The 24,320-nt window shown below is 71.6% G+C and carries 18 protein-coding genes; 7 read left to right on the top strand and 11 right to left on the bottom strand.

Going from position 1 to position 24,320, the window contains the following annotated elements; all coding sequences use genetic code 11:
- The first annotated feature begins 103 nt into the window (after positions 1 to 103).
- Together QQM39_RS27470 and lepB are read left to right on the top strand one after the other, a co-directional pair.
- Positions 104 to 2,200 (top strand): fructose-specific PTS transporter subunit EIIC, encoded by a 2,097-nt coding sequence (locus QQM39_RS27470; protein ID WP_302000220.1) that lies wholly within the window; start codon positions 104 to 106, stop codon positions 2,198 to 2,200.
- 167 nt (positions 2,201 to 2,367) lie between these two features.
- Entirely contained in the window at positions 2,368 to 3,036 is a 669-nt protein-coding gene (gene lepB, locus QQM39_RS27465; RefSeq protein ID WP_302000218.1) for a signal peptidase I, read from the top strand.
- Positions 3,037 to 3,141: 105 nt separating this feature from the next.
- Here lepB and QQM39_RS27460 read toward each other — a convergent pair whose 3' ends face one another.
- The 7 genes from QQM39_RS27460 to QQM39_RS27430 all read right to left on the bottom strand — a co-directional run bounded on the left by QQM39_RS27460 (position 3,142) and on the right by QQM39_RS27430 (position 11,435).
- Entirely contained in the window at positions 3,142 to 4,122 is a 981-nt protein-coding gene (locus QQM39_RS27460; protein ID WP_302000217.1) for a cation diffusion facilitator family transporter, read from the bottom strand.
- A gap of 196 nt (positions 4,123 to 4,318) precedes the next feature.
- Positions 4,319 to 5,470 (bottom strand): mannose-6-phosphate isomerase, class I, encoded by a 1,152-nt coding sequence (gene manA, locus QQM39_RS27455; protein WP_302000216.1) that lies wholly within the window; start codon positions 5,468 to 5,470, stop codon positions 4,319 to 4,321.
- Positions 5,471 to 5,705: 235 nt separating this feature from the next.
- Positions 5,706 to 6,833, bottom strand: a complete 1,128-nt coding sequence (locus QQM39_RS27450) for an SIS domain-containing protein (RefSeq protein ID WP_302000215.1) — start codon at positions 6,831 to 6,833, stop codon at positions 5,706 to 5,708.
- 422 nt (positions 6,834 to 7,255) lie between these two features.
- Positions 7,256 to 7,426: a Trm112 family protein gene (locus QQM39_RS27445; protein WP_225074871.1), complete on the bottom strand. Its 171-nt coding sequence runs from the start codon at positions 7,424 to 7,426 to the stop codon at positions 7,256 to 7,258.
- 385 nt (positions 7,427 to 7,811) lie between these two features.
- A complete protein-coding gene (locus QQM39_RS27440) occupies positions 7,812 to 9,176 on the bottom strand; it encodes a phosphomannomutase/phosphoglucomutase (protein ID WP_302000214.1) in 1,365 nt (454 codons plus the stop codon).
- Between the two features lie 113 nt (positions 9,177 to 9,289).
- Entirely contained in the window at positions 9,290 to 10,906 is a 1,617-nt protein-coding gene (locus tag QQM39_RS27435; RefSeq protein WP_302000213.1) for an L-lactate permease, read from the bottom strand.
- Positions 10,907 to 11,057: 151 nt separating this feature from the next.
- Entirely contained in the window at positions 11,058 to 11,435 is a 378-nt protein-coding gene (locus QQM39_RS27430) for a DUF3499 domain-containing protein (RefSeq protein ID WP_031481227.1), read from the bottom strand.
- Between the two features lie 342 nt (positions 11,436 to 11,777).
- On the opposite strand from QQM39_RS27430, the gene QQM39_RS27425 reads away from it, so the two are divergent.
- The gene (locus QQM39_RS27425) at positions 11,778 to 12,227 is read left to right on the top strand and encodes a metallopeptidase family protein (protein ID WP_302003742.1); all 450 of its coding nucleotides are present in this window, start codon (positions 11,778 to 11,780) and stop codon (positions 12,225 to 12,227) included.
- A 279-nt stretch (positions 12,228 to 12,506) separates the two neighbouring features.
- On the opposite strand, the gene QQM39_RS27420 is transcribed toward QQM39_RS27425, so the two are convergent.
- From QQM39_RS27420 to QQM39_RS27410, 3 genes are all read right to left on the bottom strand, one after another.
- Complete coding sequence (locus QQM39_RS27420; protein ID WP_302000212.1) at positions 12,507 to 14,015, bottom strand: DUF5719 family protein; 1,509 nt, start codon at positions 14,013 to 14,015, stop codon at positions 12,507 to 12,509.
- Positions 14,012 to 17,704, bottom strand: coding sequence for a glycosyltransferase (locus tag QQM39_RS27415; RefSeq protein ID WP_302000211.1), 3,693 nt, complete (start codon positions 17,702 to 17,704; stop codon positions 14,012 to 14,014). Before QQM39_RS27415 ends, QQM39_RS27420 begins: the two co-directional genes overlap by 4 nt.
- Before the next feature lie 235 nt (positions 17,705 to 17,939).
- A complete protein-coding gene (locus tag QQM39_RS27410) occupies positions 17,940 to 18,203 on the bottom strand; it encodes a WhiB family transcriptional regulator (RefSeq protein WP_003975777.1) in 264 nt (87 codons plus the stop codon).
- A gap of 651 nt (positions 18,204 to 18,854) precedes the next feature.
- Here QQM39_RS27410 and QQM39_RS27405 point away from each other — a divergent pair.
- The 4 genes from QQM39_RS27405 to QQM39_RS27390 all read left to right on the top strand — a co-directional run bounded on the left by QQM39_RS27405 (position 18,855) and on the right by QQM39_RS27390 (position 22,787).
- Positions 18,855 to 19,361: a cysteine dioxygenase family protein gene (locus QQM39_RS27405; protein ID WP_302000210.1), complete on the top strand. Its 507-nt coding sequence runs from the start codon at positions 18,855 to 18,857 to the stop codon at positions 19,359 to 19,361.
- Between the two features lie 33 nt (positions 19,362 to 19,394).
- Entirely contained in the window at positions 19,395 to 20,354 is a 960-nt protein-coding gene (gene cofD, locus QQM39_RS27400; protein WP_302000209.1) for a 2-phospho-L-lactate transferase, read from the top strand.
- Positions 20,351 to 21,661, top strand: coding sequence for a coenzyme F420-0:L-glutamate ligase (locus tag QQM39_RS27395; protein WP_302000208.1), 1,311 nt, complete (start codon positions 20,351 to 20,353; stop codon positions 21,659 to 21,661). Before cofD ends, QQM39_RS27395 begins: the two co-directional genes overlap by 4 nt.
- A gap of 124 nt (positions 21,662 to 21,785) precedes the next feature.
- Positions 21,786 to 22,787, top strand: coding sequence for a DNA-3-methyladenine glycosylase (locus QQM39_RS27390; protein WP_302000207.1), 1,002 nt, complete (start codon positions 21,786 to 21,788; stop codon positions 22,785 to 22,787).
- 444 nt (positions 22,788 to 23,231) lie between these two features.
- Here the strand turns inward: QQM39_RS27390 and QQM39_RS27385 are convergent, their stop codons facing one another.
- A complete protein-coding gene (locus QQM39_RS27385) occupies positions 23,232 to 24,314 on the bottom strand; it encodes an NDP-sugar synthase (protein ID WP_302000206.1) in 1,083 nt (360 codons plus the stop codon).
- Between the last annotated feature and the right edge of the window lie 6 nt (positions 24,315 to 24,320).

Raw genomic sequence — 24,320 nt, 5'->3', positions numbered from 1 at the left:
TGCGGTGGGGTGGTGCAGGATGCCAGGGAATCGGAAGATCTGATCGATCTTGCGGGATGTCCGGGACGGCGTTTCCGCATGACAAAGGCGTTAGGAGATCGACGTGACAAGTCCGGCCGACCCTCCCCCCAAGGGCAGCGGCGGTGGCGAGCGCAAGCGGTTGAAGCTGCTCGCGGTGACAGCGTGCCCGACCGGCATCGCGCACACGTACATGGCGGCGGAGAAGCTCGCGCAGGCTGCCGAGAGCCGCGGTATCGAGATGAAGGTGGAGACCCAGGGGTCCATCGGGGCTGAAAACGTCCTCGATGACAACGATGTCAGCACCGCGGACGGAATCATCGTCGCCGCGGACAAGGACGTGGACCTGAGCCGTTTCGCGGGCAAGCGGGTCCTCACGGTCGGGGTGGCGGAGGGCATTCACCACCCCGAGCGGCTGATCGAGCGGGTGCTGGCGGCGCCCGTGCACACGGCCGCGGGCTCCACTACGACCCCCGCGGCCGGCGGCAAGGAGCGGAGCGTCGGGTACAAGGCGCTGATGAACGGGGTCAGTTACATGATCCCGTTCGTCGTGGTCGGCGGGCTGCTGATCGCGATCTCGCTCTCGCTGGGCGGGCACACGGACCCGTCGGGCGGTCTGGTCATCCCGAAGGACTCCTTCTGGATGGACATCAACAACATCGGCGTCATCGGCTTTACGCTGATGGTGCCGGTTCTGTCCGGCTACATCGCGTATGCCATCGGGGATCGGCCCGCGCTCGTGCCGGGCATGATCGGTGGCTGGATCGCCAACACGGGTTCGCTGTACGACTCCAAGGCGGGTGCCGGGTTCATCGGGGCGATCGTGACCGGGTTCCTCGCCGGGTATCTGGTGCTGTGGATCAAGAAGGTCAAGGTCCCGAAGTTCGTGCGGCCGATCATGCCGATCATCGTGATCCCGATCGTGGCGACCACGGCGCTCGGGCTGTTCTTCATCTACGTCATCGGGAAGCCGATCTCCTGGGTGTTCGAGCACCTGACCAGCTGGCTCAGCGGGATGACCGGCACGAGTGCGATCCTGCTCGGTGCGGTTCTCGGGCTGATGATCGCGTTCGACATGGGCGGGCCGGTCAACAAGACGGCGTTCCTGTTCGGCGCCGGGCTCATCGCGACCGGCAACCAGACGGTCATGGGCATGTGCGCGGCCGCCATCCCGGTCATGCCGTTGGGTCAGGGTCTGGCCACGCTGATACGGAAGCGGCTGTACACCGAGCAGGAGCGGGAGACGGGGCTCGCCTCGCTGTTCATGGGCTGCTTCGGCATCTCCGAGGGTGCGATCCCGTTCGCCGCGGCGCGGCCCGCGCAGGTCATCCCCGCCAACATGCTCGGCGGCGCGATGGCCGGTGCGATCGCCGGGGTCGCCGGCGTCGAGGACGCGGTCCCGCACGGCGGGCCGATCGTGGCCGTGCTGGGCGCGGTGAGCGGCGTGCCGATGTTCTTCGTGGCCGTGGTGATCGGCTCTGTCTTCACCGCGCTGACGACGGTCACTCTGGTCGACCTGGGCGAGCGCAGGCGGCGTGGGGAGGCGCTCGCCGGTGCGGGTACGGCCGGGCCCGAGCCCGCGCTGGTCGGGGCGGGCGTCGGAGGGCCTGGCGCTGGTGCCGTCGGCGAAGGGCCGGGTGCCGCCGGTGCCGTCGCGGCGCAGCGGGTCGTACATGAGTCAGAGCGCGAGTCAGAGGCGGTCGACAACGCAGGCGCCGCCCCGGTCGAGGTCCTCTCCGGCTATCTCACCGAGCAGACCGTGAAGGTCGAACTCGTTGCGGCCGGCAAGGAGTCCGCGATCCGGGAGATGGCCGAGTTGCTGGCACGGACCGGGAAGGTCGCGGACGTGGACGAGCTCGTGGCGACCGCGCTGCGGCGGGAGTCGCAGGGGACGACCGGGCTCGGGGAGGAGATCGCGATTCCGCATGCCAAGACGGATGCGGTGACCGCGCCGGTCGTCGCTTTCGCGCGGTCCGCGGAGGGCGTCGAGTGGGGCTCGCTGGACGGTACGAAGGCGGGGCTGGTGTTCATGATCGCCGTACCGGAGGCGGCCGCGGGGGACGAGCATCTGCGGATTCTGGCGCTGCTGTCGCGGAAGTTGATGGGCGCGGGGTTCCGGGAGCGGCTGCTGGCGGCCGGGGACGAATCCGCGGTGCTCGGTGTGCTGAGCGAGATCCAGTAGCCGAGGCGACAAACAGGAGGAGACAAACAGGCAGAAGCGGGCGAGACGCCCGGGGGAGAGGGCGAAGTGCGGGCCCGCGGCCGTAACGCCGGGGGCCCGCGCGGACGCTGCACGGAGGGCGGCTGCTTGCTGCCGTCGCGGACGTTCCGCCTGGGGAGGAAGTGCTGATGGAGCAGGGACGAAGACTCGCGGTCACCGCGTGGGTGCTGGGCCCTCTGGGGCTGATGCTGGTGATCGGGTCCGTGCTGTGGCTGCGGACGGGTTATGTGCTGTCCAGCGTGTCGAGCGAGAACATGCGACCCACGTACGACATCGGTGACCGGATCGTCGTCGAGCGCGTGGGCGCGGACGAGGTGGGGCGTGGCGACGTCGTGCTGTACACGGCGCCGGAGCGCTACCAGGACCGGGCCTCCATGCAGCGCGTCATCGGCGTGGGTGGCGACCGCATCGTCTGCTGCGAAGGCATGGACACGGCGCGGGAGCGGATCACCGTCAACGGCAAGCCGCTCAGGGAGCCGTACGTGAAGGACGGCATCGCCGACGGGATGCACCGCCCATACGACGTGACGGTGCCGGAAGGCCGGCTGTTCCTGCTCGGCGACCACCGTCAGAACTCGCGCGACTCCCGCTTCTTCGCCGAGGACCACGGCGGGACGGTGCCCGTCGGTGCGGTCGTGGGCCGGGTGACCGACCGCTATGTGGGGCCGATGCTGCTCGCCGCGGCCACGCTGCTCGGGCTTCTCCTCGCGATCGTCGGGCTCGTCCTCGGGATCACGGCACGGGGCGTACGGCGGCGGCCGGCGGCGCAGGTTGCCCTGTGGCCGCAGCACTTTTGACGGATCCGCCGACCGCAGGGATACGCGACGGGGGCCCGCCGATCGACTCGGCGGGCCCCCGTCGCCGTACGGACAGGTGCCGTACGGAGAGCTGTCGTACGGGAATCAGTGCTCGGCGCCGTGCGACGTCGGCCCGCCGGGCGTCGCCTCGCGGTCCGCGCCCTTGGCTGCCTCGGCCTCGCTGTAGATGTCGGGCTCGAGGTAGATCACGCGGGCGATCGGGACGGCCTCGCGGATGCGGGCCTCGGCGGCGTCGATGGCGGAGGCGATCTCGGTGGCCGTGTCGTCGTGCTGGACGGCGATCTTGGCGGCGACCAGGAGCTCCTCGGGGCCGAGGTGGAGCGTGCGCATGTGGATGATGCCGGTGACCTTGTCGCCGTCGACGATGGCGGCCCCGATCTTCTTGGTCTCCTCGACGCCCGCGGACTCGCCGAGCAGCAGCGACTTGGTCTCGATGGCCAGGACGACCGCGATCAGGACGAGCAGGACGCCGATGCAGATGGTGCCGATGCCGTCCCAGACGCCGTCGCCGGTGAGCAGAGCCAGGCTGACGCCCCCCAGGGCGAGGACCAGGCCGACCAGCGCGCCGAGGTCCTCCAGGAGGACGACGGGCAGCTCGGGGGCCTTGGCGTGGCGGACGAACTCCTTCCAGGACTTCCTGCCCCGCAGGACGTTGGACTCCTTGATGGCCGTCCGGAAGGAGAAGGTCTCGGCGATGATCGCGAAGACGAGGACGCCGACCGGCCAGTACCAGTGCTCGATCTCGTGCGGGTGCTTGATCTTCTCGTAGCCCTCGTAGAGGGCGAACATGCCGCCGACGGAGAAGAGGATGATCGAGACCAGGAAGGCGTAGATGTAGCGCTCGCGGCCGTAGCCGAAGGGGTGCTGCGGGGTCGCCTCGCGCTTGGCCTTCTTGCCGCCGACCAGCAGCAGGGCCTGGTTGCCGGAGTCGGCGAGCGAGTGCACGCCCTCGGCGAGCATCGACGACGAGCCGCTGAACGCGAACGCAACGAACTTCGCTGCCGCGATCGCGAGGTTGGCGGCGAGTGCCGCCACGATCGCCTTGGTACCGCCTGACGCGCTCATGTGTCGCGTTGTCCCTTCGCCTTCGGAGCCTTCTGAGCCTTCGTGGCCTTCATGGCCTTCGTACGTACGCCGGTGCGCCGTCCAGGGCCTCGCCGAGGGGAGCGTGCGCCCCATCGGCTTTGCCCGTCCTTTGCCGGTGGGCCATTGTTGCAGCCTGGTCCGACAGTGACGCGCCGGGTGGCCGGACGGCTCCCGGTCAGGCCACGACCGTGGCCCGGAAGACCGTACCGGCCCCGGACACTTCGGCCTTTTCGCCCGCCGGTACGAAGACGGACTGACCGGGGGTCAGCTCATGCTCACCGGCGCGGACGGAACCCGCCGTGCAGAGCAGGATCTGCGGGGTCACGCGCGTGAGGTCGTGCGCGGCGGTGCCCTCCGGGAGGACGTACCGGGACAGCCGGAACTCGTCGATCGGGGTCTCGTAGACCTCCTCGCCGTCCGGGGCGGCCTCGGGGCGCAGCACGCCCGGGTCGCCCGCCTCGAAGCGGACGATGCGCAGGAGTTCGGGGACGTCGACGTGCTTGGGGGTCAGGCCGCAGCGCAGGACGTTGTCGGAGTTGGCCATGATCTCGACGCCGAGGCCGTTGAGGTACGCGTGCGGGATGCCGGCGCCGAGGAACAGGGCCTCGCCGGGCTGAAGGCGGACGTGGTTGAGGAGCATGGCGGCGATGACGCCGGGGTCGCCGGGGTAGTGGTGGGCGATGTCGGCGTACGGGGCGTAGTCGCCGCCGAGGCGGGAGCAGGCGGCCGCGGCCTCGGCGACGGTATGGGCCATCTCGTCCGGGTCGGCGGTGAGTACGGCGGTGAGGACCTCACGCAGCGCCGCCTCCTCGGGGTGTGCGTGCAGCAGGTCGACGTACGGCTTGAGGGAGTCGACGCCGAGGCCGTCCAGCAGGTCGGCGGCCCGGAGCGGGTCACGGAAGCCGCACAGGCCGTCGAACTCGGTGAGCGCGCAGATCAGTTCGGGCTTGTGGTTGGCGTCCTTGTAGTTGCGGTGGCCGGCGTCCACGGGGATGTCGCGGCGCTCCTCGTCGTCGTAACCCTCCTTCGCCTGCGCCAGGTTGGGGTGCACCTGGAGGGAGAGCGGGGCGCCGGCGGCGAGGATCTTAAGGAGGAAGGGGAGGCGCGGGCCGAACTTCGCCACGGCCGTGGCGCCCAGCTCGCGCTCCGGGTCTGCCTCGATGACCTCGACGAGCGTCCCGCGCTCGGTACGCGAGGGTGCCCCCGGGTGCGCGCCCATCCACATCTCCGCCTGCGGTTCGCCGGTCGGCTCGATGCCGAGGAGCTTCGGGATCGCGGTGGTGGAGCCCCAGGCGTAGGGGCGGATGGTGTTGTCGAGGCGGTCCATGCGGTTTTCTGCCTGCTCTCTGTGCGTGACGCCGGGTCTCTTCGGGGTCGCTTCGGGATCTCTTCGGGGGCGCTTGGGTGGCTCTTGGCGGCTCTTCGGGGGCTCGGAGTCGCTTCGGAGTCGCTTCGGAGTCGCTTCGGAGTCGCTTCGGAGTCGCTTCGGTAGGACGCCGGGTTCGCCTTGTGTACGGCTGCTGATTCCTTGTGCGTACGGCTGTCAGGCGTCCTGAGAAAGATCAGGCTCCCGAGGCGAGCGCCAGGTAAACGGCGGCGAAATCCGTGATGGCGATCAGTTCCGCGAGGGTCTCGAGTTCGCCGCCGGGCTCCGGCTCGAGTTCGCTGATCGGCGTGTCATGGCTGAGGGCCAGGTCCCGGGCGGCGGGCGCGGCGGTGAGGCCGCCGAGCGGGCGATCGCGCAGCAGCACCACGCGCGCGTGCAGGGCCGGTGCCTCCTCCACGCGGTCGCGGAAGAAGTCGTCGGGGTCGGCGCTGCCCGCGAGCGGGCCCGCGAGCAGGGCGTTGTGCGAGGCGAGCGCTTCGGGCAGCTCGGCTACGAGGGCGGGCTGGCCGGCGAGTTCGGCGAGCGCGGCGGCGAGACGGCGGCCGGCCGGGCCGGCGGAGACGCCCTCGGTCCAGATCAGCGGGAGCGTGTCGGCGAGTTCGGCGGCCAAGGTCTTGGCGGGGTTGCTGTAGGTCGCGGTGGCGGGGCCGCAGCGTTCGGCGATGTGGTCGAGGCGGTCGGCGACCTTCTCGATGGCGTCGGGCGGGGCGGTGAGCAGGCCCGTGCGGTCGAGGAGCGCCAGCAGCGGGGTGAGCAGCGCCCACAGGACACCGGGGGCGGAGGCCGCGAGGGGTTCGTCCTGCTCGTACGGGGCCGTCGCCATCGGCACGAACAGGCCGTGGTTGTTGTGCACCGCCTCGGTGAGCGGGGAGTCGGCCGGGGCCACGGCGACGACCGTGCAACCGCGGCGGTAGGCCTGCTCGGCGAGCAGGGACAGGCCCGGCTCGGAGCCGTCGGGGGTCGTGATCAGCAGCAGGTCCACGGAGCCGGCCCAGCCGGGCAGCTCCCAGCGCAGGGCGCCCGCGGCGGGGGCGACACCGGCCGGGGCCAGTCGGGTGACGGGGCTGGTGGCGCCGGCGAGCGTGCCGAGGAGGTCGGCGACGCAGATGGCGGCGGCGCCGGGGCCCGCGATGAGGATGGCGCGGGGGCGGCCGTCGGGTTTGAGGTCGTGGACGCCGGACTCGGCGGCGTGCCGGGCGGCGGTGCGGACACGGGCGCCTGCTTCGGCCGCGCCGCGCAGCAGGGCACGGCGGTCGGCCTCTGCGAGCGCCTTCGGCGTGTCCAGCAGCGATTCGTCGAGCATGGGCGGCAGCCTCCGATCGCCGGGTCGTCTGGGGCGTGTTTCTGCGCGGGTGTGTTCGACGGGGTCTTTGCTCGGTCGCGGGGGGTCTTTGGTTGTCTTGGCGCGGGGGTGGTGTCTTTATGCGGGCGGGGGGCTGTTTTTTTGCGGTTGCCCATCGCCCATTGGCCGTGCTCGTTGCTCGTCGCTCGCCACTGGTTGCTGGTCGCCGTCGGCGGGGTGCCGGATGGTGTGCGCCTGGCGGGGTGCCTCTGTGCCGGTGGCTTGGTCTGTATGCCGGTGGCCGGTGGCTGGGAGGTCTGTATCCGGTCGGCTGTGGGCTCATGCCGGTGGCCGTGGCCGGATGTCCGTACGGCGGTGGTCGGCTTGTCGTTTTGACGGGGACCGGTCGTCTTTGCGCCGGTGGTCGTGGCCGTGGCGTCGTGTTACGCGGGGCGGCGGGCCTCGTCAACGAGCAGAACGGGGATGCCGTCGCGGACCGGGTACGCCAGGCCGCAGTCCTGGCCGGTGCAGACCAGCTCGGCGTCCTGCTCCTTGAGGGGGGCGTGGCAGGCCGGGCAGGCGAGGATCTCCAGGAGGCCGGCTTCCAGCGGCATGAGGGGTCCCTTCTGGGGTGGTGTGTGCGGTGCGTGCGGGTGTGTGGATGTGCCTGGTCAGCGTACCGCCGGTGGGGGCGGGGTGCCGGGGTTGGGCGCTGGGAGGGTTGCGCCCCCGCCGCCCCTACCCGTCCCATCCTTGAAGGGGCTCCGCCCCTTCGACCCCGGCCAGGGGGCTGCCGCCCCCTGGACCCCCGCTTCGGCCCTGAACGGGCCTCGTCCTCAAACGCCGGACGGGCTGAAATGCCTGGACCGGCGCCGAGAAGGACGGCGCGGCCTCGTCCTCGAACACCGGGCAGGCTGAAATGCCTGGACCGGCATCGAGAGGCGAAACCCGTTGAGAAGCGCAGGTGTCGTCCCGCCCTCAGCCCTCAGCCCTCAGCCCTCAACCCCTGATGATCGCCAGCGCCTCATCCCGTACCTTCGCCATCGTCGCCTCGTCCCGTGCCTCCGTGTTCAGGCGCAGCAGCGGTTCCGTGTTGGACGGGCGGACGTTGAACCACCAGTCGACGGCCGTGACGGTCAGGCCGTCGAGTTCGTCCAGTTCCACGCCCTCACGGGCCTCGTACGCGGCCTTGATGGCGGCGAGGCGGCCCGCCTGGTCGGCGACGGTGGAGTTGATCTCGCCGGAGCCGGCGTAGCGGTCGTACTGGGCTACCAGGCTGGAGAGCGGGCCGTCCTGGCCGCCCAGGGCCGCGAGGACGTGGAGGGCGGCCAGCATGCCCGTGTCGGCGTTCCAGAAGTCGGCGAAGTAGTAGTGCGCGGAGTGCTCGCCACCGAAGATGGCGCCGGTCTTGGCCATCTCGGCCTTGATGAAGGAGTGGCCGACGCGGGTGCGGACCGGCGTGCCGCCGTTCTCCTTGACGACCTCCGGGACCGACCAGGACGTGATCAGGTTGTGGATGACCGTGCCCTTGCCGCCGTGCTTGGCGAGCTCGCGCGAGGCCACCAGGGCGGTGATGGCGGACGGGGAGACCGGGGCGCCGTTCTCGTCGACGACGAAGCAGCGGTCGGCGTCGCCGTCGAAGGCGATGCCGAGGTCGGCGGATTCGTCGCGGACCCGCTTCTGGAGGTCGACGATGTTCGCCGGGTCCAGCGGGTTCGCCTCGTGGTTCGGGAACGTGCCGTCCAGCTCGAAGTACATCGGGACCAGGGTGAGGGGCAGGCCCTCGAAGACCGTGGGGACCGTGTGGCCGCCCATGCCGTTGCCCGCGTCGACGACGACCTTCAGGGGGCGGATGGAGGTCAGGTCGACGAGGGAGCGGAGGTGGGCCGCGTAGTCCTCCAGCGTGTCCCGCTGCGTGATCGTGCCCTGCGTCGCCGCCGGCTGCGGGGCGCCCGAATCGCTCCACCGCTCGGCCAGTTCGCGGATCTGCGCGAGGCCGGTGTCCTGGCCGACCGGGGCCGCGCCCGCGCGGCACATCTTGATGCCGTTGTACTGGGCCGGGTTGTGCGACGCCGTGAACATCGCGCCCGGCAGGTTCAGCGCGCCCGAGGCGTAGTACAGCTGGTCGGTGGAGCAGAGGCCGATCTCGGTGACGTCGACACCCTGGGCCGCGGCTCCGCGCGCGAAGGCACGGGACAGGCCTGGGGACGAGGGGCGCATGTCGTGCCCGATGGCGATCGCGCTCGCGCCGGTCACCTGGACGAAGGCGGCCCCGAAGAGCTCGGCCAGAGGCTCGTCCCACTGGTCGGGGACGACCCCGCGGACGTCGTACGCCTTCACGAGCTGTGACAGATCAGCAGCCACGGCCAACCCTCCTGAAAGTCCTGTCGGTCACCCCAAACTACCCGCCCTCACTGACAGTGCGCTGTGTGCCCACCGAGTGGACTCCGAGCCGTAACCTCAGGTCAGCGCGGAGGTCAGGGCAGCATCCAGCCCAGCACCGGTGAACTCTGTCCGACCACGATCAGACACATCACCAGCAGCAGGCCCAGACTCCACGGCAGCACCCGCCGCAGCAGGTCCCCCTCCCGGCCCGCGAGCCCTACCGCCGCGCACGCGATGGTGAGGTTCTGCGGCGAGATCATCTTGCCGAGCACACCACCTGAACTGTTGGCGGCTGCCAGGAGTTCCGGCGACAGCCCCGATTCCCGCGCCGCCGTCACCTGCAACGCGCCGAACAGCGCGTTGGCCGAGGTGTCCGACCCGGACACGGCCACACCGAACCACCCCAGCACCGGCGACAGGAACGCGAGCCCGGCGCCGGCCGCCGCCACGAAGTAGCCGATGGTGGCGGCCTGTCCGGAGAGGTTCATGACGTACGCGAGCGCCAGCACGGACGTCACGGTGAGGATGGCGAACCTCAACTCGTGCACGGTCGCGGCCCACTCCTTGACCGCCACGCGCGCGTGCACGCCGAGGACGACCGCCGTGCACACGCCGGCGAGCAGCACGAGGGTCCCGCCGGTGGACACGATCGGCCAGCTGAAGACATTGCCGCCGACCGGCTCCCCGTCCGGGTTCACGACGTTCAGGAAGGGCCAGTCGTACGTCTGGGTCGCCCCGGCCAGCCAGTCCTTGACCACCGGGATCTGCGCGAGGGAGAAGATCACCACAATCAGCGCGTACGGCGCATAAGCCCGCACGACCTCCCGCCGCGGATCAGCCTCGTCCAACTCCTCACTCCGCACACCGGTCAGCACGGACGCGCGTACGGCCTCGGTGGCGGGCACACGCGCGTGCGGTACGGCGACCAGGGCGCCCGCACCCGCCAAGGCGGCGCCGATGTCGGCGAGTTGCGCGGAGACGTAGTTCGAGGCGGCGAACTGGGCGACGGCGAAGGCGATTCCGCACGCCATGGCGGGTACCCAGGTCTCCCGCAGCCCGCGCCGCCCGTCCACGAGCCCCACGAGCACGAGCGGCACCACCAGGGCCAGCAAAGGCGTCTGACGCCCCACCACAGAAGCCACATCGTCCAGTGGCAGCCCGGTGACCTGTGCCAGCGTCACGACCGGCGTCCCCATCGCGCCGAAGGCCACGGGCGCGGTGTTGGCGACCAGCGCGACGACCGCCGCGCGCACCGGCTCGAACCCGAGCGCCACCAGCATGACCGAACAGATCGCGACGGGTGCCCCGAACCCGGCAAGGGCCTCCAGCAGGGCTCCGAAGCAGAAGGCGACGACGAGCGCCTGGATGCGCGGATCGTCGGACAGCCGCCCGAACGACCGCCGCAGGATGTCGAAATGACGCGTCCGGACGGTCATCCTGTACACCCACAGGGCGTTGACGACGATCCACAGGATCGGGAAGAGCCCGAAGACAGCCCCCTGCGCGGCGCTGGAGAGCGTCTGACCGAGCGGCATGCCGTACGCGAGCCAGGCGACCAGTACGGCCGCCACCAGCCCCGTGAGCCCCGCCAGGTGCGCCTTGAGCCGGACACCGCCCAGCAGGACGAGGACGATCACGAGCGGCAGCGTCGCCACGAGCGCGGACAGGCCGAGCGAGTCGGCGACGGGTTCCAGTTCCTGGACGTACACGGGCGCCTCCCCGGATTCCGCTATGCGGAAAGCGATTTCTCGTCCGGCATACGGAATGGTCGTGTCCGCGCCAATGACACGTCAATGCCTGCGCATCACCCAACGAAACGAGCACACGGGAAACACCCGCACAGGCGGAGAAAACCGACCGTCAGTTGTCGGGCGACCGCAGCACTCGCAGATGCCCCCGCCGCGCGACCTCCATCGGATCGGCGCCACGCGCCCCGCCCCCACCGGCTTGGGCCGCCCGCTCCTGCGGACGGGCCGCCTCGCGCACGGCGTTGGCAAGCGCTTCCAGATCATCACCGCTGGGACGGGCCGGAGCCGAACCGTCCAGCAACCGCACGACCTCCCACCCGCGGGGCGCGGTGAGGCGCTCGGAATGCTCGGCGCACAGGTCGTAGCAGTGGGGTTCGGCGTAGGTGGCGAGCGGGCCGAGGACCGCGGTCGAGTCGGCGTAGACGTACGTCAGCGTCGCGACGGCGGGACGGCCGCAAGCGGTGCGCGAACAGCGACGTACAGGGCTCACGACGTTGGACGGTACCGCACTCTTGAGCGGGCCGCGACGACTCTCCCCCAGGTCACCCCACCGTGTCGTGCTGTGAAACACCCCACACGCCCCTGCGGCCCCACGTCACTGACCTGCGCGGAAGCCCTCCTCCGAGATCCCGAACGCCCCCGAAGGCGGTCATCACTTACCACAAACCACATCAAACACCTCGACCCCGCCAGTCTCGGAGAGATACGGAATCGAGCCCAAGCTTGGCTGGAATGGTCATCTGCCGACATGCCGTACGACGCGTGGACGCCACCCCTTCCACGTCACCGTGATCGGACACGTACCGGCCCCGAGGACTACGCTTCATCAGTGATGGACACCCCCGTACCGCCCCGTGCCGTCGGCCCCGGGCCCCGCCGCCGTGATCGCCACGGGCGAGGCATGCGCGGCCCGATCGCACCACCCCAGGTCCCGCTCGCCGCAAGCCGCGCCGACGCCTTCGCCGACCTGGTGCAGGACTCCGTGGAACGCCTCGAACGCCGCTGGCCCCAGCTGGCCGACATCGATTTCCTGGTCCTCGAGGTCCCCCGCCTGGACGGCCCCGGCCGCACCTGGAACGACGAGGCGGTCCCCCTCGGCGGCACGATCCCCGCCCGCGAGGGCCGCCCCGCGCGCGTGGTCGTCTACCGCCGCCCGGTGGAGATCCGCACCAAGGGCCGAGACGAACGAGCCGCCCTGGTCCACGAGGTGGTCGTAGAACAGGTGGCCGAGCTGCTGGGCCTGACCCCGGAGACGGTGGACCCCCGCTACGGCGAGGACTGACGGCTTCGGCCAGCACGGACCCAGACCGGCGCGGGGTGACTGCGTCGGCCGGCCCGATTCACAGACGCCGTTCGCTGTGCGGGTTGCCCGGCGTGAGGGCCTGGGCGGGGGCGGGTCGCGCGGCCCGGCGCTGACGGGGTGCCGCCCCTCTGTGGGTCGGGAGCCGCCCCAGCGGCACGACTGCCCGCGGCTGGGGCGGCACGGCCCCGACCCACCCACCGCCCGCAGGCGCTACCCCAACCCCCACTCACCAGCACAGGCCGCCGCAGGCACCCCGCCCTACTTCTGCAGCACCGACAAGTCCTCGTCCGCCTCCGGCACAGCCACCATCCCCCGATCATCCGGCAGCGTCTGCACGGTGAAGCCGGGCACCCCGTCCTCCGTCACGGCCAGCGTCCGAGCCCCGTACACCGGCCCACCCGACACCGACTCCACCGTCAGCGCGTACGTGCCCTTCAAGCCGCTCGGCACCGGGACCTCGACGTCCTGGGTCGTCCCGGACTTGATCGTGTACGTCTTCGACGCCGCCGTACCCCCCTCGCTCCCCGCCGAGGCAGTCACCTTGACCTTCGCCGTGCCGGAGGGCGCCGTAAGAGACAGCGTCGTGCCCTTCGCCCGGTTGTCCACGACCGTCGCGCGCGTGCCCACCGGCCGGGTCGCCGGAATGAACGCCGTCTCCTGCTTGGCCCCCTCGCCACGAACCACCCGCACCGCCGCGACCACCGGCACGGACCGATCCGTAGGCGTCAGCACCAGCGACCCCGCCTCGCCCCGCATGACGTCCCCGAGGTCCACCGCACTGGTCATACCGGCCTTGACGTGCAACGTCTCGTTCCCGGCAGGCGTGATCGCCCCGGACGGCGAGGCAAGCCGCACCTTGAGGTCCGCATCCGAGTCCCCCGGCGTGAAGGCGACCAGCCGCACGGACGTGGCGTCCTTCGGGATGCCGGGCAGAACGAGAGTCCCCGCGGGGTCGACGGACGCGGCCAGCCAGTCCCCACCGAGCTTGTCGTCCAGCGCCTGCACCGAAGCACCCACCCGACCGCTGCGCACACTCACGTGCACGGTCATGTTGGTCTGCTTCTCACTGGTGAGCGTGGACAGCAGGATCGACTCACCGGAGTGCGGCTGAACCGTGATCCCCTCCCCCACCGTGGTCTCGAGGGCCCCGCCCTTGCCGTACAGCTCGATGTCGACGACGGCGGCGGAGTCGTCGGGGTTGGTCAGATGGACGTAGTCCGTGCGGTCGGCAGCCGTACTGGCGCCGGGGAACCAGAACTCGGTGTCCGGCGCGGTGCAGTTGACGCCCTGCAGGCCACGCCCCGTGCCCGCGGCGACCTCGGTCGTCTCCTGCATGGTCCAGCCGGGCGCGAACTTCCCGTCGGCGGTCCCGACGAGCGCCGGCGAGTCGCCCCCGGATGCTTCCCCAGTGGCCGGCGTACCGGGCTCCTTGGCTTCCAGGACGGGCTTGTCGGCCTTGCCGGCGGCACCGGTCTTCTTGTCCTTGGCGTCCGCACCGGCGTCCGACTCCTCCGCCGCGGACTGCAGTTCCGCCTTCCCGCCGCTTGCGGTCCCCTTCGTGACGGGCGTGAACGACGTGTACGTCGTCTCCGCGAGGTCCGAGATGCTCGGCGGGGGGCACAGCAGGCTCGTGCGCTCCACGGGCAGTTCGGCGGCCGCCTCGGCGGTCTTCACGCCGGACGCGTCGGGCGTGGTGAGCGTCGAGATCCCGGTGATGGCGGCGAGGGCGGTGACGCCGACGATCAGGGACAGGGTGGTGCGGTTCACTGCTGGCTCCCGTCGGAACGCTCACTGCCGTTCGGATGCGGCTGCGCCGGGTCGTACGTGGCGTCGTAACCCTGCTGGTACGTCTGGTCGTACGACGAGGTGTCGTAGGACCCCTCGTACGACCCCGTCGATGACTGCCCGCCGTACGCGTACGGGTCGTACTGGCCGCCCTGGTATGGATCCGCCTGATATGTCCCGTCGTAGGTGCCGCCCGCCGGATACTGCTGGCCGCCCTCGTACTGCTCGCCGCCGTAGCTGCCGTAGTCGGCGCCCGCGTAACGGGGCGTGCCCCACTCGCCGTAGGGCTGCTGCGGAATCGCCGCAGCCGGCGGTTCCGTGGGAGGAGCGGGGAACTCGCCGCCCTGCCCGGCCTCTTCGGCTTCGGCCTCGGCCTGGGCCCGAAGTCGGCGGGCCCGTCGGCCCTCGCCGGCCATGGCCTCGGCCGGGACGGCCGGCTCCTCGGGCAGGTCGTCGTCGACGTCGCGGCGGCGTCCCGGAAGGGCCATCACGACGAGGACGAGGGCGAGGAAGCCCTGGGTCCACAGCCAGGCGGTGTGGCCGATCGGGTCGTCGTAGGTGACGTCCAGCCTGCCGCCGGCTGCGGGGAGCTCGAAGCCCTGGGCCCAGCCGTCGACCGTGGTCGCGGTGAGCGGCCTGCCGTCCAGGGTGGCCGTCCAGCCGTCGTCGGCACTGTCGGCGAGGCGCAGGACACGCCCCTCGGGGCCACTCGGAATCGTGGTGTGGATCTCGACGGGCCCGGCGGCGACGGGCTGAGGCTCGGCGGAGCCGGAGCCGGAGCCGGAGCCGGACCCGGAGCCGGCGACGACGGCCGCCCGCGACACCTGCCGGTCGACCCGCCACAACGCGCTGCCGTTCTGCTCGCTCAGCCGCGACAGCCCGGGCGTGGCGTCCAGCACGCGCGCGACCTCGCGGGGCGCGCCCTTGTGGACGAGGACGTAACGCACCGCGAACGCGCCCAGTTGGTCGGCCTGGTCGGCGCCGGAGCCGGCGACGAGGTTGGCGACGATCTTGTCGAGCTTGGCGTTCTCCCCGTCCTCGGCGGCGAGTTCGGCGTCGCCGAGGCGGGCGCCGGAACCGCGGACGAGCATGTAGCCGACGTGGGCCGGGGAGTCGCTGTCGAGGACGAGGGTGCGGGCCTGGTCGCGGGTGTTGCTCTCCTCGGCGACGAACGCGGGCACCTGCACGGGGTCGCGCCGCTCCAGCGGTCCGTCGGCGCCGCGGATCATCCAGCCGGCCGCGACGAGCAGCGGGCCGGCGGCCGCGGAGAAGGCGATCAGCGCGGCGACCGGCTGGCGCCAGCCGAAGCTCTGCTCGGCCACACGCGAGCGTGCCCCGTCGGCGCCGAGCAGGGCGGCGGCCAGGAGGGCGATGCCGTAGACGAGGGTCGCGGGGCCGGACCAGGTGGAGCTGTTGGACAGGACCGCGAAGAGGAGGCCCACCAGGGCGACCGCCCACGCGGTCCGGATTCCGAACTGGCGCTCGGAGCGCATCAGGGCGGCCAGCGCGGCCAGCACGACGCCGATGAGCATCAGCCCGCTCACGGTGCCGGGCCCGCCGGGACTGGCGCCGAGCAGGTCCAGGGGGGACGCGGCCGAGGCGCCGTACTTGAGACCGGCCTCCTGGAAGAAGCCGAACGGAAGCAGCGACAGGGACCAGGGCGCGAGGACCAGCAGGGGCACGCCGAGCTGGGCCAGGAAGCGCAGGCCGTACGCGGTGATGTCGGCGCGCCGCACCGCGAGCAGCCCGAGTCCGAGGACCAGCGCGGTGGGCCACACGATCGGCGTGAAGGCCGTGGTGATCGTCAGCAGCAGCGCGTACGCCCAGGTCGCGCGCCAACTGCCGCGCGCACCGGAGCCGTTGGCCAGGCCGCTCGCCGCGATGCCCGCGCGGGCGATGAGCGGCAGCAGGACGGCGAGGACGGCGGTGCCGATGCGGCCGCCGGCCAGGGCGCCGGTGGCGGCGGGCAGGAAGGCGTAGGCGACGGCCCCCCACGCGCGCAGGAGGCGCGACTCGACGAGCGGTCGGGAGACGAAGTAGGCGGTGAGTCCGGCCAGCGGCACCGAGCAGACGAGCAGGACGGTGACCGCGAGCCCGGTCGAGCCCAGCAGTGTGGAGGCGAGCATCGCGACGATCGCCAGGTACGGCGGCGCGGACGGTGTGCCGCCGACGCCCACCGGGTGCCAGGCGTCCACGTAGTGCGACCACAGCTCACCGGAGTCGGCCGGAGCGGGCAGCAACGCGCCACCCGCGAGCGCGCCGCCGCCGAGCAGTTCCCGGCAGGCGATCAGCGAGACGAACAGCAGGACGAGGAAGAGCACCGGGCCGGGCTTGCGGGCGATGCGCTTGAGCCGGGCGAACTGTTCTATCTCGAGGAAGTCCGCGTCGTCGCCGCCGGGGCCGGACTCGATCGCGCCGCCGTGCCGTCCCGCGCCTGCGGCCACCTCGGGGTCGGAACGGCCGACGAGGCTGCTCGCGACCTGTTCGACGGTGGCTCGCACGGTCGCGCCGGGCGGCGGGAACAGCGCCCGCAGCTCGCCCTTGTCGACGGCGGGGCTCCCGCGCCTGCGCCGCCCGGCGATGATCCGCTCGGGGCGCAGCAGGGTGCCCATGAGGCCGCGGATCTCGTCGAGGGCCTGGCCCGGGACCTTGCCCACGAGGTAGGCCAGGGTCCGCAGGACGGTGCCGAGCACGACGCGCAGCAGCACCCAGGGCAGCACGGCCGTGCGGCTGTTGACGAGCAGGGTGTAGACGGCGCCCGCCTTGTCGACCTTGTGCGGGGAGGCGGCGGTGCGGCCCACGCAGTCGACGGTGCGGCGCTCTCGGGAGGCCGCCTCGGCGTGTCGTACGACTGCCTCGGGGGCGACGAGGACGCGGTGGCCGGCGGCCGTGGCGCGCCAGCACAGGTCGACGTCGTCGCGCATCAGGGGCAGCCGTCGGTCGAAGCCGCCGAGCTGGTCGAAGATGTCGCGCCGGACGAGCATGCCGGCGGTGGACACGGACAGCACGGGGCGGACGTGGTCGTGCTGGCCCTGGTCCTGTTCGCGGCGGTCGAGGCCGGTCCAGCGGCGGCCGGAGTGAGCGATGGTGACGCCGACCTCGAGGAGCTGCCGGCGGTCGTACCAGCCGCGCAGCTTGGGGCCGACGACGGCGACGTCGTCGCGGCCCAGCTCGTACTCGTTCTCCACGACGCGCAGCAGCTGGGCCAGGGCGTCGGGTTCGGGGGCGCAGTCGTCGTGCAGGAGCCACAGCCACTGCACCGGCTCCCCGTGGGGGAGTTCGGGCATGTCGTAGGCGTCGTCGCGCCACGTGCGCGTGACGGGGTCCCAGCCGCTCGGCCGCTTCAGATAGGTCAGCTCGTCCGGGGTGAGGACGGGGGCCGTGCGGTTGGCCTCCTCGACGGCCTGGCCGAAACCGGTGCGCCGGGCGAGGTGCAGTACGCGATCGTCGCCGAGGGCCTCGGCGACCAGCTGGGCGGAGTGGTCCGCGCTGCCGGTGTCGGCGGCCATGGCGAACTGGACGGGGCGCTCCTGGCCGAGCAGCCCGGCGAGCGCGTCGGGCAGCCAGCGGGCGCCGTCATGGGAGACGAGGACCGCGGTCACCACATGACGCGGGAACTCAGGTGTGGCAGCGGAGTCGTGATGGGCTGCCGTGTGGCTGTGCACGGACATCGAGGTACGGGCCCCGGTTCGGTGGACTGCGGTGGACGCCTGTGCCCCGAGGGGGCAGCGGGGCGTCTCGGACGAGCGACCACACTATCGGCTGGGCATGACGGCGGCCCGCCGCCTGTGGATAACCACCTGCGACGGGCCGTTCAAGACGTGTGCGAGACGTGTGCGAGACGTATGTACGCGTGGATTACGCGCGGATGTGGCCGATGTACCCGTGGACGCGGCCGGGGGCCGGTCAGACGGCCGCCTTCTTCAGTCGGCGGCGCTCACGCTCGGACAGGCCGCCCCAGATGCCGAAGCGCTCGTCGTTGGCGAGGGCGTACTCGAGGCACTCGGAGCGGACCTCACAGGCGAGGCAGACCTTCTTGGCCTCGCGCGTGGAGCCGCCCTTCTCGGGGAAGAAGGACTCGGGGTCGGTCTGGGCGCACAGCGCGCGCTCCTGCCAGCCGAGTTCCTCGTCCGCGTCGTCGACCAGCAGTTGCTGCACCAGCTCGGTCATGTGCGCCCCTCGTCTGTTCTTTCCGCGTCCCCGTGATGTAGCCGTTACCGATTTCGGCTGAACGACACGAGTGAAATTACAAGTGTGCTGCTCCGGGCGAGTCAAGCCGAGATCTGCTATTGAGCCCCTTATTCACTCTGCGGAACCAAGGCCTAGCGGAAAGTGTTCAAATCGGCATAAACCTTGACAAGCAGACGAGGCCCGGGAGGACGTCCAGCCCCGCACAGAGCCTGTACGGAAAAGGACGCCCAGAAGTTCGATCTCGTTGCACACAACCGCAGAAGCGAACCGGATCACAGTCGGATCACAGGATCACAACGGCGCCGTGCGCCCGGTTGTGCGCCATGTGTCCCGGTCAACCCATGAACAAACCTTTCGCCACAGAGATGAACCGGATGAGGTGAAACACGTCCCACTCAACGGGCGTCGAGTTGACAGTGGAGGTGCAAACCGCTGTCCTTGTGGGCATGCTCGCGAACTTGGCACTCACCTCGACCCGCACCGCCGGGTCCCTCGGTGCTGCCCACGTTCGCTGTAGCTGTTGTTGCTGTTCCAGCTGTTGAGCCCCACCTGCTCCAGCTGTAGGCCGAGTCGGCCGCGACTCGGCTTTTGTTCCCTCTGACCTTCCTTCACTGAGGAACCACGCATCCGATGAACAGCGACAGCGACCTCCAGATCGCCGGCGACATCCTCGAAGTCCCGCACCTCCTCCAGGCTCCGCGCGAGCACCCGGCCACCGTCGCCGAGTTCGCCGGCCTGGCCCGCTCCATCGCCGCCGACCGCGCCCAGTGGGAGCACCTCGTCCGGTACGACGCCACCACGCGCTGGTACCACCGGCTGCGCACCGGCCCCGGCTACGAGGTGTGGCTGCTGTCCTGGGTGCCCGGACAGGGCAGCGGACTGCACGACCACGGCCCCTCCTCCGGCGTCCTGACGGTCCTGGACGGCACGCTGACCGAGCGCACGGAGCGCGGCACGCGCGTGTTGGCGGCGGGAACGCAGCGGGTGTTCGCGCCGGGGTACACGCACGAGGTCGTCAACGACGCGCTGGAGCCGGCGGTGAGCCTGCACGTGTACTACCCGGGCCTGACGGAGATGCCGATGCACACGTCGTCGGCCTGCGAGGCGCGTACGGAGCCGCGTCCTGTGACTGCCTGACGCGTTGTCGTACCCGCCTGCAAGACTGCTCCCATGCGCATTGTGGTTCTGGCAGGCGGCATCGGTGGTGCCCGGTTCCTGCGCGGTCTGAAGCGGGCCGTGCCGGACGCGGACATCACGGTCATCGGCAACACCGGGGACGACATCCACCTCTTCGGGCTGAAGGTCTGCCCGGACCTCGACACGGTGATGTACACGCTCGGCGGCGGCATCAACGAGGAGCAGGGCTGGGGCCGGGCCGACGAGACCTTCCATCTGAAGGAGGAGCTCGCGGCGTACGGCGTGGGACCGGAGTGGTTCGGGCTCGGCGACCGGGACTTCGCCACACACATCGTGCGGACGCAGATGATCGGCGCCGGATACCCGCTCAGCGCGGTGACGGAGGCGCTGTGCGACCGCTGGAAGCCGGGAGTGCGTCTCATCCCCATGACCGACGACCGCGTCGAGACGCATGTCGCGATCGAGGTGGACGGCGAGCGCAGGGCCGTCCACTTCCAGGAGTACTGGGTGCGGCTGCGGGCCTCGGTGCCGGCGGAGGCGATCGTGCCGGTCGGCGCGGAGCAGGCCAAGCCGGCGCCGGGCGTCCTGGAGGCCGTCGCCGAGGCGGACGTCATCCTCTTCCCGCCGTCCAACCCGGTCGTCTCGGTCGGCACGATCCTCGCCGTGCCCGGCATCCGGGAGGCGATCGCCGAGGCCGGGGTGCCGGTGGTGGGCCTGTCCCCCATCGTCGGGGACACGCCCGTGCGCGGGATGGCCGACAAGGTGCTCGCGGCGGTCGGCGTGGAGTCGACGGCCGCGGCGGTCGCCGAGCACTACGGCTCGGGACTGCTGGACGGCTGGCTCGTCGACACCGTCGACGCGGGTGCCGTGGAGCGGGTCGAGGCGGCCGGCATCCGCTGCCGGGCCGTACCGCTGATGATGACCGACGTCGACGCGACCGCGCAGATGGCCCGGGAGGCGCTGGCGCTGGCGGAGGAGGTGCGGGGGGCTTGAGCGAGGTGTCTGCCGACGGCTACCGGGTCTGGGCCGTCTCCGGTATTCCCGAGGTCCAGCGGGGCGACGACCTCGCGAAGCTGATCGCCGCCGCCGAACCCGGGCTGGTCGACGGGGATGTCCTCCTCGTCACCTCGAAGATCGTGTCCAAGGCGGACGGGCGGATCGTGGAGGCGAGTGATCGCGAAGCCGCGATCGACGCGGAGACCGTACGGGTCGTGGCGCGTCGCGGCGCGCTGCGTATCGTCGAGAACCGGCAGGGGCTGGTGATGGCCGCCGCCGGCGTCGACGCCTCCAACACCCCGGCCGGGACCGTGCTGTTGCTGCCCGAGGACCCGGACGCGTCCGCGCGGGCCATCCGGGACGGGCTGCGGGACGCCCTCGGCGTCGACGTCGGGGTCGTGGTCACCGACACCTTCGGGCGCCCCTGGCGCTCCGGGCTCACGGACGTGGCGATCGGCGCCGCGGGCGTGCGTGTGCTCGACGATCTGCGCGGGGGCACGGACGCGTACGGCAATCCGCTCAGCGCGACCGTCGTGGCGACCGCGGACGAACTTGCCGCCGCCGGTGACCTGGTGAAGGGCAAGGCCGCCGGGCTGCCCGTCGCCGTCGTGCGCGGGCTGGCGCACGTGGTGGCCGAGGATCACGGGGCGGGGGCTCGGGCCCTGGTGCGTGGCGCGCGTGACGACATGTTCCGGCTGGGGACGTCGGAGGCCGTACGGGAGGCGGTCACCCAGCGGCGTACCGTACGGGCCTTCACGGACGAGCCCGTCGACCCCGGGGCCGTGCGGCGGGCGGTCGCGGCGGCCGTGACGGCGCCGGCGCCGCATCACACGACGCCCTGGAGGTTCGTGCTGCTGGAGTCGGAGGAGTCGCGGACACGGCTGCTCGACGCGATGCGCGACGCGTGGGTCGCCGATCTGCGGCGGGACGGCAAGAGCGAGGAGTCCATCGCCAAGCGGGTGCGGCGCGGGGATGTGCTGCGGAACGCGCCGTATCTGGTCGTGCCCTGTCTGGTGACGGACGGGGCGCATACGTACGGGGATGTGCGGCGGGATGCCGCTGAGCGGGAGATGTTCGTCGTCGCCGCCGGGGCCGGAGTGCAGAACTTCCTGGTCGCGCTGGCCGGGGAGCGGCTGGGCTCGGCGTGGGTGTCCTCGACCATGTTCTGCCGGGATGTGGTGCGGGAGGTGCTCGGGATACCGGAGGACTGGGATCCGATGGGGGCGGTGGCGGTCGGTCATCCGGCGGAGGAACCGCGGGCGCGGCCGGAGCGGGATGCGGGGGGTTTCATCGCGGTGCGGTGACGCTCCGCTGGGTGGCTGGCGGCGGGGTCGTAGCCCGCGGCGGGCTTGTGCAGGGGTGCACCTCTGTGCCGTGGGACCGCCTAGGCTCGTAGCTCTCGTCGGTACCTAGTTCCCGGGACTCTTCGTGGCAGGACGTTTCGCTCCGCGGCCCACGCGTACGACTGTGCGCGGCGGGCAGGTCGCTGTGCCTGCGGGTGTGCCGCGGCAGGCTGTCGCTCCCGCGAAGGTGCGGACGGTGGTGCCGGACGGACCGCTCGATCTCGGGCTGGTGCTGGGGCCGCTGCGGCGTGGGCCTGGGGATCCGACGTTCCGGGCGATGCCGGACGGGTCCGTGTGGCGGGCCTGCCGCACGCCTGCCGGGGCCGGGACGCTGCGGGTCACCGCGCGGGGTGCCGAAGTTCGGGGCGAGGCGTGGGGGCCCGGGGCGGAGTGGCTGCTGGAGCAGTTGCCGGAGTTGCTCGGGGCCGCCGACGATCCGTCCGTCTTCGTGCCGCGGCATCGGCTGGTGGCGGTGGTTCGGCATCGGCGGCCGGGGTTGCGGTTGACGCGGACCGGGTTGGTGCTGGAGTCGTTGATTCCGTCGATTCTGGAGCAGAAGGTCACCGCTGATGAGGCGTATCGGGCGTGGCGGTTGCTGGTACGGAGGTTCGGGGAGCCGGCGCCGGGGCCCGCGCCGGACCGGATGTGTGTGATGCCGGATGCGGGGACCTGGCGGCTGATTCCGTCCTGGGAGTGGCATCGGGCCGGGGTCGACAACAAGCGGGCGTCGACGATTCTGCGGGCTGTACGGGTCGCTGGGCGGTTGGAGGAGGCAGTGCGGATGCCTCCGGCTCAGGCGCAGGCTCGGTTGGAGGTCGTGTCGGGGATCGGGCCGTGGACGTCTGCGGAGGTTGTGCAGCGGAGTCATGGGGCGGCGGATGCCGTGACTGTGGGGGATCTGCATCTGCCGGGGATCGTGGGGTGGGCGTTGGCCGGGGATCGGGATGCGGATGACTCCGTGATGCTGGAGTTGCTGGAGCCGTATGCGGGGCAGCGGCATCGGGCGGCTCGGTTGATTCTGCTGAGTGGGCGAGTGCCCGCGCGGCGGGCGCCGCGGATGCCTCGGGGGGATATCGGGCGGTTGTGACGGGGGCCTGTGCGCTGTGGTTGCCGCCGGGGTTTCGCCCCCGCCGCCCCTACCCGTCCCATCCCCAGGGGCTGCCGCCCCTTCGACCCCGCCTCTGGGGGCCTGCGGCCCCCAGACCCCCGCTTCGGCCCTGAACGGGCCTCGTCCTCAAACGCCGGACGGGCTGAAATGCCTGGGCCGCCGCGGAGAAGTGACGGCCGGTGTCGCACGGCCGCCGGGAAGTGACCGTTGGCTCCGCGAGGCAGAGACCCCAGCGCCACACGGCAGAGTCCCCAGCGGGTGGGGGATCGGGACGGCCGTGATCGTCCTCGAACGCCGGGCTGGCTGGATGATGCCGGCCCGCGCCGGGAAATGACCGTCCGCGCCCGTCCGCCCCCACGGCACAGACCCCTCCTCGAGCGCCGGACCGGCCGGGATGCACGGACCGGCGTTGCGAGTTGGGTTCTACAGGTCCGGGGAGAAGCGGACCGCTCCCGCCGGGATTCGGGCGTCGCACCACACCCGTGCGCCCTCCCTGAGCTCGTTGTCGGCGCCGATGACCGCGCCGTCGCCGATGACCGTGCCGGTGAGGACGGAGCGTTCGCCGACGCGGGCGCGGGTGCCGATGAGGGAGTCGGTGATGATCGCGCCGGGTTCGATGACGGCGCCGGGGAGGATCGTGCTGCCGAAGACCCTCGCACCCTCCGCGACGAAGGCGCCCTCGCCCACCACCGTGCCGCCCGTCAGCTTGGCGTCGGCGGCGACCGTGGCCGTGGGGAGGATCAGGCGGTCGCCGCAGCGGCCGGGGACGGCGGGGGACGGGGCGCGGCCCAGGACCAGGTCCGCCGAGCCGCGGACGAAGGCGGCCGGGGTGCCCAGGTCCAGCCAGTACGTCGAGTCGACCATGCCCTGCAGGTGGGCTCCGGCGGAGAGGAGGTCCGGGAAGGTCTCGCGCTCCACCGAGACCGGGCGGTTCGCCGGGATCGTGTCGATGAGCGAGCGGCGGAAGACGTATGCACCCGCGTTGATCTGGTCGGTGACGATTTCTTCGGGGGTCTGCGGCTTCTCCAGGAAGGCTGTCACCCGGCCCGTCTCGTCCGTGGGGACCAGGCCGTACGCCCTCGGGTCCGTCACCTTCGTCAGGTGGAGGGAGACGTCCGCGCCGGTCGACTCGTGGGTGCGGACCAGTGCCTTGATGTCCAGGCCGGTCAGGATGTCGCCGTTGAAGATGAGGACGGGATCGTCGGGCGCGGAGTGCAGCCGGGACGCGACGTTGCGGATCGCGCCGCCCGTGCCGAGGGGCTCCTCCTCCGTCACGTACTCCAGGTGGAGTCCGAGCGCGGAGCCGTCGCCGAAGTACGGCTCGAAGACCTCGGCCAGGTACGAGGTCGCCAGGACGATGTGCTCGACGCCCGCGGCTCTCGCTCTCGCCAACTGGTGCGTGAGGAAGGGGACTCCGGCCGCCGGAACCATGGGCTTGGGCGTGTGCACGGTGAGCGGACGCAGCCGAGTGCCCTTGCCGCCGACCAGGAGGATCGCTTCTGTCACCTGTCG

The organism is Streptomyces sp. DT2A-34, from assembly GCF_030499515.1.
In the GTDB taxonomy this organism is placed as follows: Bacteria; Actinomycetota; Actinomycetes; order Streptomycetales; family Streptomycetaceae; genus Streptomyces.
This window is presented reverse-complemented; position numbering and strand designations above follow the sequence as displayed.

What these genes read in the sequence shown, in the direction of transcription:
- QQM39_RS27450 (WP_302000215.1), bottom strand. Translation starts at nt 6,833, where the DNA reads ATGCTCGACGAATCGCTGCTGGACACGCCGAAGGCGCTCGCAGAGGCC.
- manA (WP_302000216.1), bottom strand. Translation starts at nt 5,470, where the DNA reads ATGGACCGCCTCGACAACACCATCCGCCCCTACGCCTGGGGCTCCACC.
- QQM39_RS27425 (WP_302003742.1), top strand. Translation starts at nt 11,778, where the DNA reads ATGGACACCCCCGTACCGCCCCGTGCCGTCGGCCCCGGGCCCCGCCGC.
- QQM39_RS27410 (WP_003975777.1), bottom strand. Translation starts at nt 18,203, where the DNA reads ATGACCGAGCTGGTGCAGCAACTGCTGGTCGACGACGCGGACGAGGAA.
- cofD (WP_302000209.1), top strand. Translation starts at nt 19,395, where the DNA reads ATGCGCATTGTGGTTCTGGCAGGCGGCATCGGTGGTGCCCGGTTCCTG.
- lepB (WP_302000218.1), top strand. Translation starts at nt 2,368, where the DNA reads ATGGAGCAGGGACGAAGACTCGCGGTCACCGCGTGGGTGCTGGGCCCT.
- QQM39_RS27460 (WP_302000217.1), bottom strand. Translation starts at nt 4,122, where the DNA reads ATGAGCGCGTCAGGCGGTACCAAGGCGATCGTGGCGGCACTCGCCGCC.
- QQM39_RS27415 (WP_302000211.1), bottom strand. Translation starts at nt 17,704, where the DNA reads ATGTCCGTGCACAGCCACACGGCAGCCCATCACGACTCCGCTGCCACA.
- QQM39_RS27445 (WP_225074871.1), bottom strand. Translation starts at nt 7,426, where the DNA reads ATGCCGCTGGAAGCCGGCCTCCTGGAGATCCTCGCCTGCCCGGCCTGC.
- QQM39_RS27405 (WP_302000210.1), top strand. Translation starts at nt 18,855, where the DNA reads ATGAACAGCGACAGCGACCTCCAGATCGCCGGCGACATCCTCGAAGTC.